Genomic DNA, 12,299 nt, shown 5'->3' with positions numbered 1-12,299 from the left:
GACCGGGTTGTACGCTCGACGGCATGTCGAACGACCGTACCGTCGGTGGAACCAGGCGTGAGTACGAGCGTGTGGCCGATGTGTTGCGTCATGAGATCGAGGGCGGCGCGATCGGGGTGGGCGAGCAACTGCCCACGCATGCGGAGTTAGTGGACCGCTTTGACGTCTCCCGTGCCACCGTCCAGAAGGCGATCAAGGCGCTTGAGGGCAAGGGTTATGTGGAGTCGGCTCTGGGCAAGGGAGTCTTCGCCCGCGACTGGCGGAAGTCCGTCACCGCCCACGCCAACGGGACCGCCGTGCCGGCCGCGGGCGCGGGCAGCATCGAGCTGGACGACGCCATCGCCGAGGCGTTCGAGGCGGAGCACATCACGATCGACGCGTACTGCCTGACGGCGGAGTCACTCAACGCGGCCATCGTGCAGCAGGTCAAACGGATCATCCGCGGGGACATCCGGCCGTCCTCGATCCACCTGCGCCTGCTGCTGCCGCGCACCGACGTGCGACTGGCCATTCCACGCAGCGTCGAGGACCCCGACGACGAGCGTCCCATGGAGCGGCTCAGCAGTCTGTCGGCGGCTCACGTCCGAGCCCTGAGAAACCTGGAGAACCTGGTCGGTCAAGGCGCCGTGTCCGAGGTGACCGTCGAGGTACGACTGGTGCCGGTCACGCCCCTGCACAAGCTCTATCTGATCAACGGCGACATGGCCCTTGACGGCATGTACGTTGTCACCGACAACGTCATCACCATCGGCGATGCGACCATCAAGATCCATGACGTCCTGGGTGTCGGGGCCAAGCTTTACCCGCAGCCGCCGGAACGTGTGGGACTCTCTCAGGAGTGGTTCGACTCTCTGTGGACGAGGCTAGCCAAGCCCGCCTGACATCCGCCGGCATCGAGTGTGTCCTGCTGGACTTCGATGGTCCGATCTGCCGCCTCTTCGCCGGGCATCCCGCCTCTGTGGCCGCCTCACGGCTCAAGGACGCCTCGGGCGCATGCGGCTGCTCCCGCCCGAGCTGCTCGACACGGAGATCTGCACGGGCTGCTGTGGGCGATTACCACGGGCGTCGGCCGCAACGCCTACGAGGTGAGCGCGGAACTGACGGCAAGTCGCGTGAGCTCGGATCCTGGGCTTGACATGACTTCATCCGTTGGGCCTGCGCTTCTTCAGGTTGCACGGAACGGGGCAATCGGGCTGAAGCGCGGTGCTGCCGCGTGAGTATCGAACGCACTGCCGGAGGGCCCAGGCGCGAGTACGAGGTGGCCGATGCACGGCTCACATCACCAGTGACATACAGTGCCCCGGCACCTCCAGCGGCTCGAACCCCACCTTCGCGTACACCCCGTGGGCGTCGTGCGTCGCGAGGAGCACGCGCCGCACGCCCAGGGACTCCAGGTGGTCCCGGGCGGCCGTTGCCAGGGCCGTGGCGAGGCCGCGGCCGCGGGCGGAGGGTGACGTAGACGTCGCAGAGCCAGGCGAAGGTGGCGTGGTCGGTGACGAAGCGGACGCCCCCTGGGCGCCGGAGGCCCTGTCGTAGGCGCCGAAGTTGAGGGAGGCGGCGATAGCGGCGCCGATGCGGGCGGGGTCGGCGGAGATCTCGTACCGGTCGTCGCTCATGGGGCCTGAGGGCAGGGAGGTGCCTTTGTGCAGTACTGCTTATTGGTGCGATGAAGGACTATTAACTGGACCTTGAGGGTGCCGTGGGCCCACGCTCGATGGCATGGGAATTCACGTACCGCTCATCACGCCCTTCGACGAGGCCGGTCGCGTGGACGCCGGCGCGCTGGAGCGGCTGGCGCACGAGGTGGCCGACGGAGGCGTCGCCGGGCTGGTGGCGCTGGGGACGACCGCCGAGGCGGCGATGCTGGACGAGGCCGAGAAGGCGGTCGTCCGGGAGACCGTGGGGCGGGTGTGCCGGGAGCGGGGGCTGCGGTACACCGTGGGCGCCGGGGGGCCGGACACGCGCCGGGCCGCCGCGGAACTCGCGGAGCTGGACGCGGACGCCGCGCTGGTGTCCGTGCCGTCGTACGTCAGGCCCTCGCAGGACGGGGTCGTCGCGCACTTCGAGGCCCTGGCGCGGTCGTCGGCGGTGCCGCTGGTCGTCTACAACATCCCCTACCGCACCGGGCTCGCCCTCACCGCGGACACGGTGCGCGCGATCGCCGCGATCGACGGGGTCGTGGGCTTCAAGCACGCCGTCGGCGGCATCGACCAGGACACCGTCCTGCTGGTCGGCCAGGTACCGCTGTACGCCGGGGACGACGTCTTCGCGCCCGCCCTGCTCGCCCTGGGCGCCCAGGGGGCGATCACGGCCTCCGGGCACCTGGCCACCGAGCGGTGGGTGGAGGAGGCCCGCTCCCACGACGCGGAGCGCGGGCAGGCGCTGGCGAGGCTCGCCGCCGCCCTCTTCGCCGAGCCGAACCCCACGCTGATCAAGGCGGTGCTGCACGTCCAGGGACGCATCCCGACCCCCGACGTGCGGCTGCCGCTGCTGCCCGCCGGGCGACCGTCCCTAGGGACGGCACTCCGGGCACTCGCCGCATCGGGGGATACTCGGGACCGTACGTACGCACTGATCGGAGAGACCGGATGAGGATCGGAATCGTCGGAGCCACCGGCCAGGTCGGCGGTGTCATGCGCAAGGTGCTGGCCGAGCGCGACTTCCCGGTGGAGCAGCTGCGGCTGTTCGCGTCGGCCCGTTCGGCGGGACGTGCCGTGCCGTGGAAGGACGGCGAGGTCACGGTCGAGGACGCGGCCACCGCGGACTACACCGGTCTCGACATCGTGCTGTTCTCGGCGGGCGGCGCCACCTCCAAGGCGCTGGCCCCCGAGGTCGCCGCCGCGGGCGCCGTGGTGATCGACAACTCCTCCGCCTGGCGGATGGACCCCGAGGTCCCGCTGGTCGTCTCCGAGGTCAACCCGCAGGCGATCGCCGACCGCCCCAAGGGCATCATCGCCAACCCCAACTGCACCACCATGGCCGCCATGCCCGTGCTGCGCCCGCTGCACGACGAGGCGGGGCTGACCGCGCTGGTCGCCACCACCTACCAGGCGGTCTCCGGCTCCGGTCTGGCCGGTGTCGCCGAGCTCGACGGCCAGGTGCGCAAGGTCGCCGACCGGGCGACCGAGCTGACCTTCGACGGCGCCGCCGTGGAGTTCCCCGAGCCCGCGGTCTACCAGCGGCCCATCGCGTTCAACGTCGTCCCGCTGGCCGGCAAGATCGTCGACGACGGCCGCTTCGAGACCGACGAGGAGCACAAGCTCCGCAACGAGTCCCGCAAGATCCTGGGCATCCCGGAGCTGAAGGTGTCCGGCACCTGCGTCCGCGTCCCCGTCTTCTCCGGGCACTCGCTGCAGGTCAACGCCCGTTTCGAGCGTCCGCTCAGTGTGGCGCGCGCGTACGAGCTGCTGGGCGCCGCCCCGGGCGTGGAGCTGTCGGAGATCCCGACCCCGCAGCAGGCCGCCGGCAAGGACCCCTCCTACGTCGGCCGGATCCGGGTGGACGAGACCGTCGAGCACGGCCTCGCGCTCTTCCTCTCCAACGACAACCTCCGCAAGGGCGCCGCGCTCAACGCCGTCCAGATCGCGGAACTCGTCGCCGCCGAGCTGCGCGGCTGACCGCTTCTTCCCACGGGTGCCCCGGCGCGGACCGCGCGCCGGGGCACTCGCCGTTCCGCTTGACCCTCACACCGTGTGAGGCGCTGGACTCGGAGACGTCATGTTCGGAATCGGAGACTTCGCCAGGCACGGCCGCGTGTCGGTGCGCATGCTGCGTCACTACGACGCGGTCGGACTGCTGCGCCCCGACCGCGTCGACGCCGCCACCGGCTACCGCTACTACGCCGCCGGGCAGCTCGCCCGGCTCAACCGCGTCATCGCCCTCAAGGACCTCGGCTTCACGCTCGAACAGGTGCGGTCGATCCTCGACGAGGAGGTGAGCGCGGAGCAGCTGCGCGGCATGCTGCGGCTGCGCCGCGCCGAGCTCGCGGCGGCGATGGCCGCGGACGCGGCGCGGCTGGCGGGCGTCGAGGCGAGGCTCCGGACGATCGAGAGCGAGGGACGGATGTCCACCGACGATGTGGTGATCAAGAGGGTGCCCGGGGTGCGGCTCGCGGAGCTGACAGCGACCGCGGAGGGGTTCGAGCCGGCGCAGATCGGGCCCGTCATCCAGCCGCTGTACGACGAGCTGTGCCGGCGGCTGGACGCGGCGGGCGTGCGGCCGGTGGGGCCCGGCGTGGCCTATTACGAGGACGCGGCGGAGGGGAACGGCGCGGTCCTGGTGCACGCGGGGCTGCAGGTAGCGGTCGAGCCGGACGGCCAGTACGACTTCTCGGTCGTCGACCTGCCCGCGATCGAGAGCGCGGCGACGATCGTGCACCGCGGCTCCATGGACGACGTCCTGCGCTCCGAGCAGACGCTGGCCCGCTGGATCGACGCCCACGGCCGCCGCCCCACCGGCTACCCGCGCGAGTTCTACCTGGAGGCCGGCGGGCATCCCGACACCTGGGTGACGGAGCTGCAGCAGCCGCTGGCCACGGGGGCGTGACCGGTCAGCCCATCGGCTTGCCCCGCTGAGCCGCCTCGGCGACCAGTTCGAAGGCCGTCAGGCCGTCCAGGGACTCGCGGATCACGTCCGCGTGCCCGGCGTGCCGGGCGGTCTCCTCGATGAGGTGGAGCAGGATCCAGCGGGCGCTGACCTTCATGCCCGGCGGGTTCCAGGGCGCGTCGGGCAGCGGCACCACGACCTCCAGGTCGGGCAGCGCCAGGACGGCCTCCTCGGTCTCCCGGCCGATCCGCGCGTACTCCTCCAGCCGGCCGGCGAGTGTCTCGCCCTCCAGCAGCCGGAAGCCGTCGAGGTAGTCCGCCTCGGTGCCCTTCTTGTCCTCGTGGCCCAGCAGCAGGCCCTGCACCCAGGACTCCTCGGTCCTGGCGACGTGCTTGACCAGCCCGGCGAGGCTCATCTCGCTGACGCTGGGCCGCGAGGACGCCTGCTCTTCGGTGAGTCCGAGCACCGCCCGGCGTACCCCGCCGCGTTGCGCCTCCAGGTAGGCCAGCAGCGCGTCCCGCTCATTAGTCTCGTTCCGTACCACCGTCGGCATCGCGCGCTCCCCTTGGTCGTGGGCTCGGTCGTGGGCGCCGGTTTCCCTGCGTCCTCGGTGTCTTCGACGTTACGCACCCTTGCGGTCAGTTCCGGTCCGCGATGAGCGGCGAGGAGAAGGCTCCCTCGGACAGGACGGGGACGACGGAGGCCGCGTCGAGTTCGGTGGCGATCACGACGTCCTCGGGGAAGCCGCCGCCGTCGAGTTCGAGCCCGGAGGCGCAGGCCGCCACGGCGGCGGCCGGATCGGGGGTCCCGGCGAAGGCGGCCGCCGCGGCGCGCGCCTCGGGGGAGGGCGTCACCGCGGGGGCGTGCCCCTGCAGCGCGGCGACGACCGCGCCGGCGCCGAGCAGGTCCTCCAGCGAGGGCCGCAGGGCCCCGTCCGGCCGGCGCTCGCCGGCGGCGATCACCGCGACGGGGCGCTCCCGGACGCCGTAGCCGTGCCGCGCGAGCCACGCTCCGACGGCCGTGGCGTTGCGCAGGCAGGCGGCGACCACGGTCGCCGCCTGCCCGGCAGCAGCGGCGATCGTCGATCCGTTGGGCGAGGGCAGCACCAGCCGCGGGGTGTAGGGCGCACGGCGCAGCGCGGCAGGGGACAGCGACCACGGCGAGCGCTCGGACACCTCCCGCCGCCCCACGGCAAGCCGCGCGCCGACCCGCCGGGCGTACGCGGCGGCCGTCGCGTCGCGCCAGGCGTAAGGGTGCACCGCGATGCCCGCCTCCACGGCCACCGTCACCGCCGTGGTGAAGGACAGGACGTCGACGACGACCAGGCACGCCACATGCGCGCCGATCAGCCGGGCGCCTTCCGGCCCCCACTCGAAGCGCACCCCGTGGCCCGTCTGCAGAAACCATTCTTCGCTCATGGGCGAGGACTATGCCGCCGCGGTCCCCTCCTGTACATCGGCGACCACGCAACTGACGTTGTCGGGACCGCCGGCGGCATTGGCCAGCCCGACCAACGTGCGCACCGCCTGGCCGGGTTCGGCTCCCGAGGCGAGCACCCGGCGCAGCTCCTCGTCCGGGACGACGGCGGACAGGCCGTCCGTGCACAGCAGGTAGCGGTCGCCGGGACGCGGGTCGTGCAGCCGCAGGTCGGGCAGGCGCCCGGCGGGGCGGGTGCCCGAGCCCAGCGCCCGTACGAGCAGCGACCGCTGGGGGTGCGAGGCGGCCTCGGACTCGGTCAGCCGGCCCTCGTCCACCATCGACTGCACCATCGTGTGGTCGTGCGTGATGCGGAACAGCTCGCCGTCGCGCAGCAGGTACGCCCGCGAGTCGCCGATGTGGACGAGGGCCAGCCGCTCCCCGGACCACAGCAGCGCGGTGAGTGTGGTGCCCGAGTCCGCGAAGCCGCGCACGGTCTCGTCGGCCCGGTCCAGGGCGTCCTGCAGCAGGTCCAGCAGGCCGCCCTGGGCGGCGCGGGTGTCGAGCTCCTTCAGCGCGTCGACGGCGGCGGCGCCCGCGGGCGCCCCTTCGCCGCCGAAGCCGTCGGCCACCGCCAGCAGTCGGGCGTCGGCGTAGGCGGTGTCCTGATTGCCAGGCCGGACCAGGCCGGCGTCGGAGAGGGCGGCGTAGCGCAGTTCCAGGCAGTGGTTCGCGTCGTTCACGGCGCGGTCCTTCCGGGACAGGTGATCGACGAGGAAGGCGGCCAGATCCCGCCGCGCGCCGTGCGCGGCCTCGGTCTGTGCCCAGTACGCCCGGATCTCCCGCGCGGCGGCGGGCGCGTCCAGTGCGCACACCTCACGTATGCGGGCCAGCGGCATCCCCAGGCGCCGCAGCCACGCCACGAGCCGGGCACGCTCCAGCTGGGCGGGCGCGTAGTGGCGGTAGCCGGTCAGCGGATCGACCCGTGTGGGCGTCAGCAGCCCGAGCTCGTCGTACAGCCGCAGCGCCTTCGGTGACAGCCGGGAAGCCTTCGCGAAGGCCCCGATCGTCAGCGAGTCCATGGCGGGCTCCCTCCCTCGGGCCGGGCACACCGCCCGGCCGCTTCGATGCTGTGGCCTGCCCCAAGGTCAAGGTCAACCGGCTGCCCGGGCCCGGTTCACAAGGCGATCGGCCGGTAGGCGAGGGCGGCGTCGACGATCCGCTCGGGTGTGGCGTCCTCGAGGCCGGCCGGCGGGTGGAAGAGCAGGTCGCAGGCTCTGGGGTGAGGGGTGTTGCAGTCGAAGAGCAGCAGGTGGTGGTCGGTGTCCGCGCCGACCGCGCCGTCCGTGACGCGGCGGACGATCCCGACGAGTTCCTCGCGCGTGACGCCGGCCACCCGCGGCTGGGCGGGCCGGGCGGCCTCCCGGGCGAAGTCCTCCAGGTCGCGCGAGGTGTGGTACCAGGCGAGGTCCGAGGGCAGGTAGTCATGGCCCGTCCGCTCGTTGAAGGCGGACACCGCCTCCTCGAAGGGCCCGCCGGTCCCGGCCAGGCGCGCGACGCACTCGATCTCATGGGCGGGCTCCGCCAGTCGTTCCGGGCTGACGGGCGGCGGTAGGAGTTCGGCACGCAGGTTCACGGCGGCATTATGCGCGCCGGGGCCGACAGCGGGCCGGAGCGGCCCGGGGCCGCGACGCCGGCCGGTCCGCCCCGCCGGACGACCCGGTTCGGGGAACCCGGCTCTGCCCGGTGGGGCGGCCGGCTGGGCCGGGAGGGGGACGTCACATCCCCGTAACGAGACTTTTGCAAGCACCTTGCTTGCAAAAGTTAGCACCGCGCGGCATCCTCGGAGACATGGCTTCACTGAACGTCGGCACCCTCGGTGAGTATCTGCGGGAGCAGCGCCGCAACGCGCAGCTGTCCCTGCGTCAGCTCGCCGACGCCGCCGGGGTGTCCAACCCCTACCTCAGCCAGATCGAGCGCGGGCTGCGCAAGCCCAGCGCCGAGATCCTGCAGCAGCTCGCCAGGGCGCTGCGCATCTCCGCCGAGACCCTGTACGTGCAGGCCGGGATCCTCGACGAGCGGGACCAGGGCGACGGGATGGAGGTGCGGACCGCCATCCTCGCCGACACGGCGATCAACGAGAAGCAGAAGCAAGTCCTCCTGCAGATCTACGAGTCGTTCCGCAAGGAGAACGCCGCAGTGGAGGAAGCTCTTGACGGGCAGCCCGCTGCGCCGCGCGAGCACGTGGCGAAGAAGGCGGCGAAGAAGGCTGTCGCCGTGCTGAAGCCGAACGCGTCCGGACCGGCCGGGCCGGGCAGCGGCGGTGGCGGCGGTGACGCCGCGGCCGCCGGGTGACCGGCCGCGGCCGGCCGCGCGGAACGAGCGACTGAACAGACGTACACGCCACCATCCTCAAACGGGAGAAACCCTCATGGCGATCACCGAAGACATCGTCAAGACCCTCAAGGACCCGACCCCGCTGTACGCGCTGGCCGGGACCGCGGACCTCGCGGCCGAGAAGCTCAAGGAGGTCCCGCCGCTGATCGAGAAGATCCGCGCCGAGGCCCCCGAGCGGATCGAGAAGATCCGCGGCACCGACCCCAAGGCCGTGCAGGAGAAGGTGACCGCACAGGCCAAGGACGCCCAGACCAGGGCGCAGGCAAAGGTCAACGAGCTCCTGGGCACCATCGACGGCGACCTGCGCAAGCTGCGCGACTCCGCGCAGGACTTCGCGCTGCAGCAGGTGGGCCGGGCCGCCGAGTACGCGGTCCGCGCCAAGGAGGCCTACGACGGCCTGGCCGAGCGCGGCAAGGACGCGGTCGCGACCTGGCGCGGCGAGGCCGCCGAGCAGGTCGAGGACATCGCGGTCGCGATCGAGCCGGAGCCCGTCCCGGCGGCGCGGCAGGCGCCGGCCGCGGACAGCAAGCCGGCTCCGGCGCCCTCCCCTGCCCCGGCCCCCGCTTTGGTGCAGGACAGTCAGGCGAAGAAGGCCCCCGCGGCCAAGAAGCCCGCGACGCCGGGCAAGAAGCCCACGACGCCGGGCAAGCCCGCGTCCTGAGCGGCCGGTACATCACGGGCCGGGCACGCGCGGCGTGCCCGGCCCGTTGTGCCGGTACGGTGGGAGCCGATGACGGAGGTGGACGGCAATGCTGGTGCAGGGCTTCTACAACTTTCTGGGCTGGATCTCCATCGCCCTGCTGGTCTTCGCGGTGTTCGCGCTGGTCGACGCGGCCATCCGGCGTGAGGACGCCTACCGGGCGGCGGACAAGAACACCAAGGCCTTCTGGCTGATCATCCTCGCCGTGGCGGCGGCGCTGATCGCGATCCTGCCGATCATGTGGTTCCTGCCGGTCATCGGCCTGATCGCGGTGATCGTCTACACGGTGGACGTGCGTCCGGCCCTCAAGCAGGTGTCGGGTCCGCGGCGGCGCGGCGGAAGCAGCAGCGACGGCCCGTACGGACCGTTCAACCGCTGAGGCGGCGGCCTCCCGGCCGGCGGACCGGCCGGGCCCGCGGATCAGGCGCCGGACTCCAGGAGCATCAGGGCCACGTCGTCCGTCAGCTCCCCACCGTTGAGCTCCCGGACCTCGGTCATGGCCGCGTCCAGCAGCTCCTCGCCGGCGAGTCCGGCGGACAGTTGCCGCGTGACCAGCTCGACCATGCCCTCCTGGCCCAGTCGCTGCGCGCCCAGGCCGATCCGGCCCTCGATCAGCCCGTCGGTGTAGAGCATCAGGCTCCACGCCTCGCCCAGCTCGAAGCGCGCGCCCTCCCAGCAGTCCTTTTGCGGCAGCAGCCCGAGCGCCGGGCCGCCGTGCTCGTACGGCAGCAACTGCGGCGCCATCCCGGACAGCGACAGCAGCGGCGCCGGGTGACCGGCCAGCCAGAGGTCGGCGGCGCGGCCGTCCGGACTGATGTCGACCTGGCAGAGGGTCGCGAAGATCTCGTCGTCGGACCGCTCGTGCTCCAGGACCTGCTGCAGCGTGCCCAGCAGGGCGGCCCCGCACAGTCCGGCCAGCGTCAGCGCGCGCCAGGCGATGCGCAGCTCCACCCCGAGGGCGGCCTCGTCCGGGCCGTGGCCGCAGACGTCGCCGATCATCGCGTGCACGGTGCCGTCCGGGGTGCGGACGGTGTCGTAGAAGTCGCCGCCGAGCAGGGCCCGGCTGCGGCCGGGCCGGTAGCGGGCGGCGAAGCGCAGGTCGGCACCGTGGAGCAGCGGCGTGGGGAGCAGCCCGCGTTCCAGCCGGGAGTTCTCCTGGGCGAGCAGCCGGGTCTCGGTCAGCTGGCGCTGTGCGACGTCGGCGCGCTTGCGCTCCACGGCGTAGCGGATGGCCCGGGTCAGATGGGACGGGTCCAGGTCGGCCGGGGTCAGATGGTCCTGGGCGCCGACGCGGACGGCCTCGGCGGCGCGCTCGGCGTCGGTGTCGGTGCCCGTGGTCAGCACCAGCACGGCCGTGCGGGGGGCGAGCCGCATCAGCTGCCGCAGGCTGTCCAGCCCGTCGGAGGTGCCTTCGGCGGCGTGGGCGGAGAGCTCCAGCAGGATGCAGTTGACATCGTCCCTCAGCAACCGCTCGGTCTCGGTCAGGTTGCGGGCGCGGCGGATGCGCACCCGTGTGCCGGAGACGTCCAGCAGGTCGGGGAGGGTGAAGGCGCCGGCGGGGTCCTCACCGATGACGAGCAGGGTCAGGGCAGGGGAGGTCCGGCCGTCGGCCAAGGGTGATTCCTGGCGCGGCCCCGGCACGGCGGCGTACTGGTCGGTGCGCCGCTCGGTCGCGGACATCGGCGACATCGGACAATTCCTTCCCTCCCCCCGAGGGCAACGTCCCGGAGCGGTCGGATCGGTCGGATCGGTTGCTCAGCTCCGAGCACACTGAAGGGCGACCATAGCGGTAGCGCCCGGCGGCGGGGGAGGCCCTGTTGGTAAACCGCCCGTGTCATATGCGGTGCTGAGCTGCGGATTTCGGACTCGGGGGGACGAGCCGGGCGTGGCCAACATCACGTTTGGCCCGGCGCGCGGTGGCGCGGGCCACGCGGCCGGGGTCACAGGACGCAGGTCACAGCGGTCCGGCGGTCCGGGGTGGCCGCGTCCGCTCATCGGGGGCGCACGACGCCGAGGGCTGGGCGTCGACCCGGCGCCCGCCACCGTGATCCGCCGCCCGGAACGCGACGCGTGGACGGGCTCGGGCGAGCGCGCGCCCCCGGGGCGGTGACGGTGCGCAGCCGCGTCTGCTCACGATCGATGACGCGGGCGAGGACCCGTTCGTGCGCGAAGTCGTAGGCACCTCGGCCCGTACGCCCTGGAGAGTGCGGGGTGGGCCGGGCGTATCGGCGTGCGCGACCGGTACGGGCGGCGGGGAGCGGCAGCGCGGCACGGGCCAGGCAGGCCGTACGCTTCACGCGGGCACCCCCGCAGCATATGTGACGGTTCGTCACATGGTCGTGGGCGGTGCCACGGAAGACGGAATCGGCCAGTGCCGTGAGCCGGTGTCCTTCCCCGGGACCGCGCGCGGGCGATCCGGATCAGCCCGGCGCCGGGGCCAGGGCCTCCCAGCGGACGGTCACCTCGCCCTGGCGCCAGCGGGCCGGGGCGTCGGTGACGGGCCAGCCGCCCGGGCCCGCCAGGCTGCGCACCGCGCGGATCCAGCGCTGCCGGGCGCCCAGGGAGGCGAAGGGCGCGGCGGCCGCCCACGCCCGGTCGAAGTCGGTGAGGAACGCGTGGACCGGCTCGCCCGGCACATTGCGGTGGATCAGCGCCTTGGGCAGCCGCTCCGCCAGGTCGGAGGGGCGCTCCAGCGAGCCGAGCCGGGTGGCGAAGGTCACCGTGCGCGGCCCCTCGGGGCCGAGCGCCACCCACACGTGTCGGCGGCCGATCTCGTCGCAGGTGCCCTCCACCAGCAGCCCGTCCGGCGCGAGCCGGGCCCGCAGCCGCGTCCACACCTCGGCGACCCGCTCCTCGTCGTACTGGCGCAGCACGTTCGCCGCCCGGATCAGGGCCGGCCTGCGGCCGTCGGGGAGGGGCACCTCGAAGCCGCCGTGCGCGAAGGAGAGCCCCTCGCGGGCGTACGGCCGGGCGGCGGCCACCCGGGCCGGGTCGATCTCGATGCCGACGACCTCGGCGTCGGGGCGCGCGGTGCGCAGCCGTCGCAGCAGTTCCAGGGCGGTCCAGGGCGCGGCGCCGTAGCCCAGGTCCACGGCGAGCGGGTCGTCGCTGCGGCGCAGCGCGGGTCCGTGCTGCGCGGCGATCCAGCGGTCCATGCGGCGCAGACGGTTGGGGTTGGTCGTCCCCCGGGTCACCTCACCGACCGGCCGTGTCGCGCGCATGCGTCGAGCCTATGCCGAGC

At 73.0% G+C, this 12,299-nt stretch carries 13 protein-coding genes and 1 pseudogene; 7 read left to right on the top strand and 7 right to left on the bottom strand.

Features of this window, described 5'->3' with window-relative positions; translation table 11 throughout:
• Positions 1-23: 23 nt before the first annotated feature.
• Positions 24-881, top strand: coding sequence for a GntR family transcriptional regulator (locus tag AC3EUJ_RS17155; protein WP_431962114.1), 858 nt, complete (start codon positions 24-26; stop codon positions 879-881).
• A gap of 393 nt (positions 882-1,274) precedes the next feature.
• On the opposite strand, the pseudogene AC3EUJ_RS17150 reads toward AC3EUJ_RS17155, so the two are convergent.
• Positions 1,275-1,616, bottom strand: a pseudogene (locus tag AC3EUJ_RS17150) (GNAT family N-acetyltransferase).
• Positions 1,617-1,719: 103 nt separating this feature from the next.
• Between AC3EUJ_RS17150 and AC3EUJ_RS17145 the strand changes: the two are divergent.
• The 3 genes from AC3EUJ_RS17145 to AC3EUJ_RS17135 all read left to right on the top strand — a co-directional run bounded on the left by AC3EUJ_RS17145 (position 1,720) and on the right by AC3EUJ_RS17135 (position 4,545).
• On the top strand, positions 1,720-2,592 hold the full coding sequence (locus AC3EUJ_RS17145) for a dihydrodipicolinate synthase family protein (RefSeq protein ID WP_431962112.1): 873 nt from the start codon (positions 1,720-1,722) through the stop codon (positions 2,590-2,592).
• Complete coding sequence (locus tag AC3EUJ_RS17140) at positions 2,589-3,617, top strand: aspartate-semialdehyde dehydrogenase (protein ID WP_431962110.1); 1,029 nt, start codon at positions 2,589-2,591, stop codon at positions 3,615-3,617. The genes AC3EUJ_RS17145 and AC3EUJ_RS17140 overlap by 4 nt, the downstream gene beginning before the upstream one ends.
• 100 nt (positions 3,618-3,717) lie before the next feature.
• A complete protein-coding gene (locus AC3EUJ_RS17135; RefSeq protein WP_431962108.1) occupies positions 3,718-4,545 on the top strand; it encodes a MerR family transcriptional regulator in 828 nt (275 codons plus the stop codon).
• Between the two features lie 4 nt (positions 4,546-4,549).
• Here AC3EUJ_RS17135 and AC3EUJ_RS17130 read toward each other — a convergent pair whose 3' ends face one another.
• From AC3EUJ_RS17130 to AC3EUJ_RS17115, 4 genes are all read right to left on the bottom strand, one after another.
• On the bottom strand, positions 4,550-5,098 hold the full coding sequence (locus tag AC3EUJ_RS17130; RefSeq protein ID WP_431962106.1) for a DinB family protein: 549 nt from the start codon (positions 5,096-5,098) through the stop codon (positions 4,550-4,552).
• An 85-nt stretch (positions 5,099-5,183) separates the two neighbouring features.
• Positions 5,184-5,963 carry a 2-phosphosulfolactate phosphatase gene (locus tag AC3EUJ_RS17125; RefSeq protein ID WP_431962104.1) on the bottom strand — a complete coding sequence of 260 codons (780 nt, stop codon included), beginning with the start codon at positions 5,961-5,963 and terminating at the stop codon, positions 5,184-5,186.
• A gap of 9 nt (positions 5,964-5,972) precedes the next feature.
• Positions 5,973-7,043 carry a MerR family transcriptional regulator gene (locus tag AC3EUJ_RS17120; RefSeq protein WP_431962102.1) on the bottom strand — a complete coding sequence of 357 codons (1,071 nt, stop codon included), beginning with the start codon at positions 7,041-7,043 and terminating at the stop codon, positions 5,973-5,975.
• A 95-nt stretch (positions 7,044-7,138) separates the two neighbouring features.
• Positions 7,139-7,597: a bacteriocin immunity protein gene (locus AC3EUJ_RS17115; RefSeq protein ID WP_431962100.1), complete on the bottom strand. Its 459-nt coding sequence runs from the start codon at positions 7,595-7,597 to the stop codon at positions 7,139-7,141.
• Between the two features lie 215 nt (positions 7,598-7,812).
• On the opposite strand from AC3EUJ_RS17115, the gene AC3EUJ_RS17110 reads away from it, so the two are divergent.
• The 3 genes from AC3EUJ_RS17110 to AC3EUJ_RS17100 all read left to right on the top strand — a co-directional run bounded on the left by AC3EUJ_RS17110 (position 7,813) and on the right by AC3EUJ_RS17100 (position 9,437).
• Positions 7,813-8,316, top strand: a complete 504-nt coding sequence (locus AC3EUJ_RS17110) for a helix-turn-helix domain-containing protein (protein WP_431962098.1) — start codon at positions 7,813-7,815, stop codon at positions 8,314-8,316.
• A 76-nt stretch (positions 8,317-8,392) separates the two neighbouring features.
• Positions 8,393-9,019, top strand: coding sequence for a hypothetical protein (locus tag AC3EUJ_RS17105; protein ID WP_431962096.1), 627 nt, complete (start codon positions 8,393-8,395; stop codon positions 9,017-9,019).
• Positions 9,020-9,107: 88 nt separating this feature from the next.
• A complete protein-coding gene (locus AC3EUJ_RS17100; RefSeq protein WP_431962095.1) occupies positions 9,108-9,437 on the top strand; it encodes a DUF2516 family protein in 330 nt (109 codons plus the stop codon).
• Positions 9,438-9,478: 41 nt separating this feature from the next.
• Here AC3EUJ_RS17100 and AC3EUJ_RS17095 read toward each other — a convergent pair whose 3' ends face one another.
• A complete protein-coding gene (locus tag AC3EUJ_RS17095; RefSeq protein WP_431962094.1) occupies positions 9,479-10,747 on the bottom strand; it encodes a PP2C family protein-serine/threonine phosphatase in 1,269 nt (422 codons plus the stop codon).
• Positions 10,748-11,478: 731 nt separating this feature from the next.
• Complete coding sequence (locus AC3EUJ_RS17090; RefSeq protein WP_431962093.1) at positions 11,479-12,279, bottom strand: class I SAM-dependent methyltransferase; 801 nt, start codon at positions 12,277-12,279, stop codon at positions 11,479-11,481.
• Between the last annotated feature and the right edge of the window lie 20 nt (positions 12,280-12,299).

Source organism: Actinacidiphila sp. bgisy160 (assembly GCF_057707815.1).
This window is presented reverse-complemented; position numbering and strand designations above follow the sequence as displayed.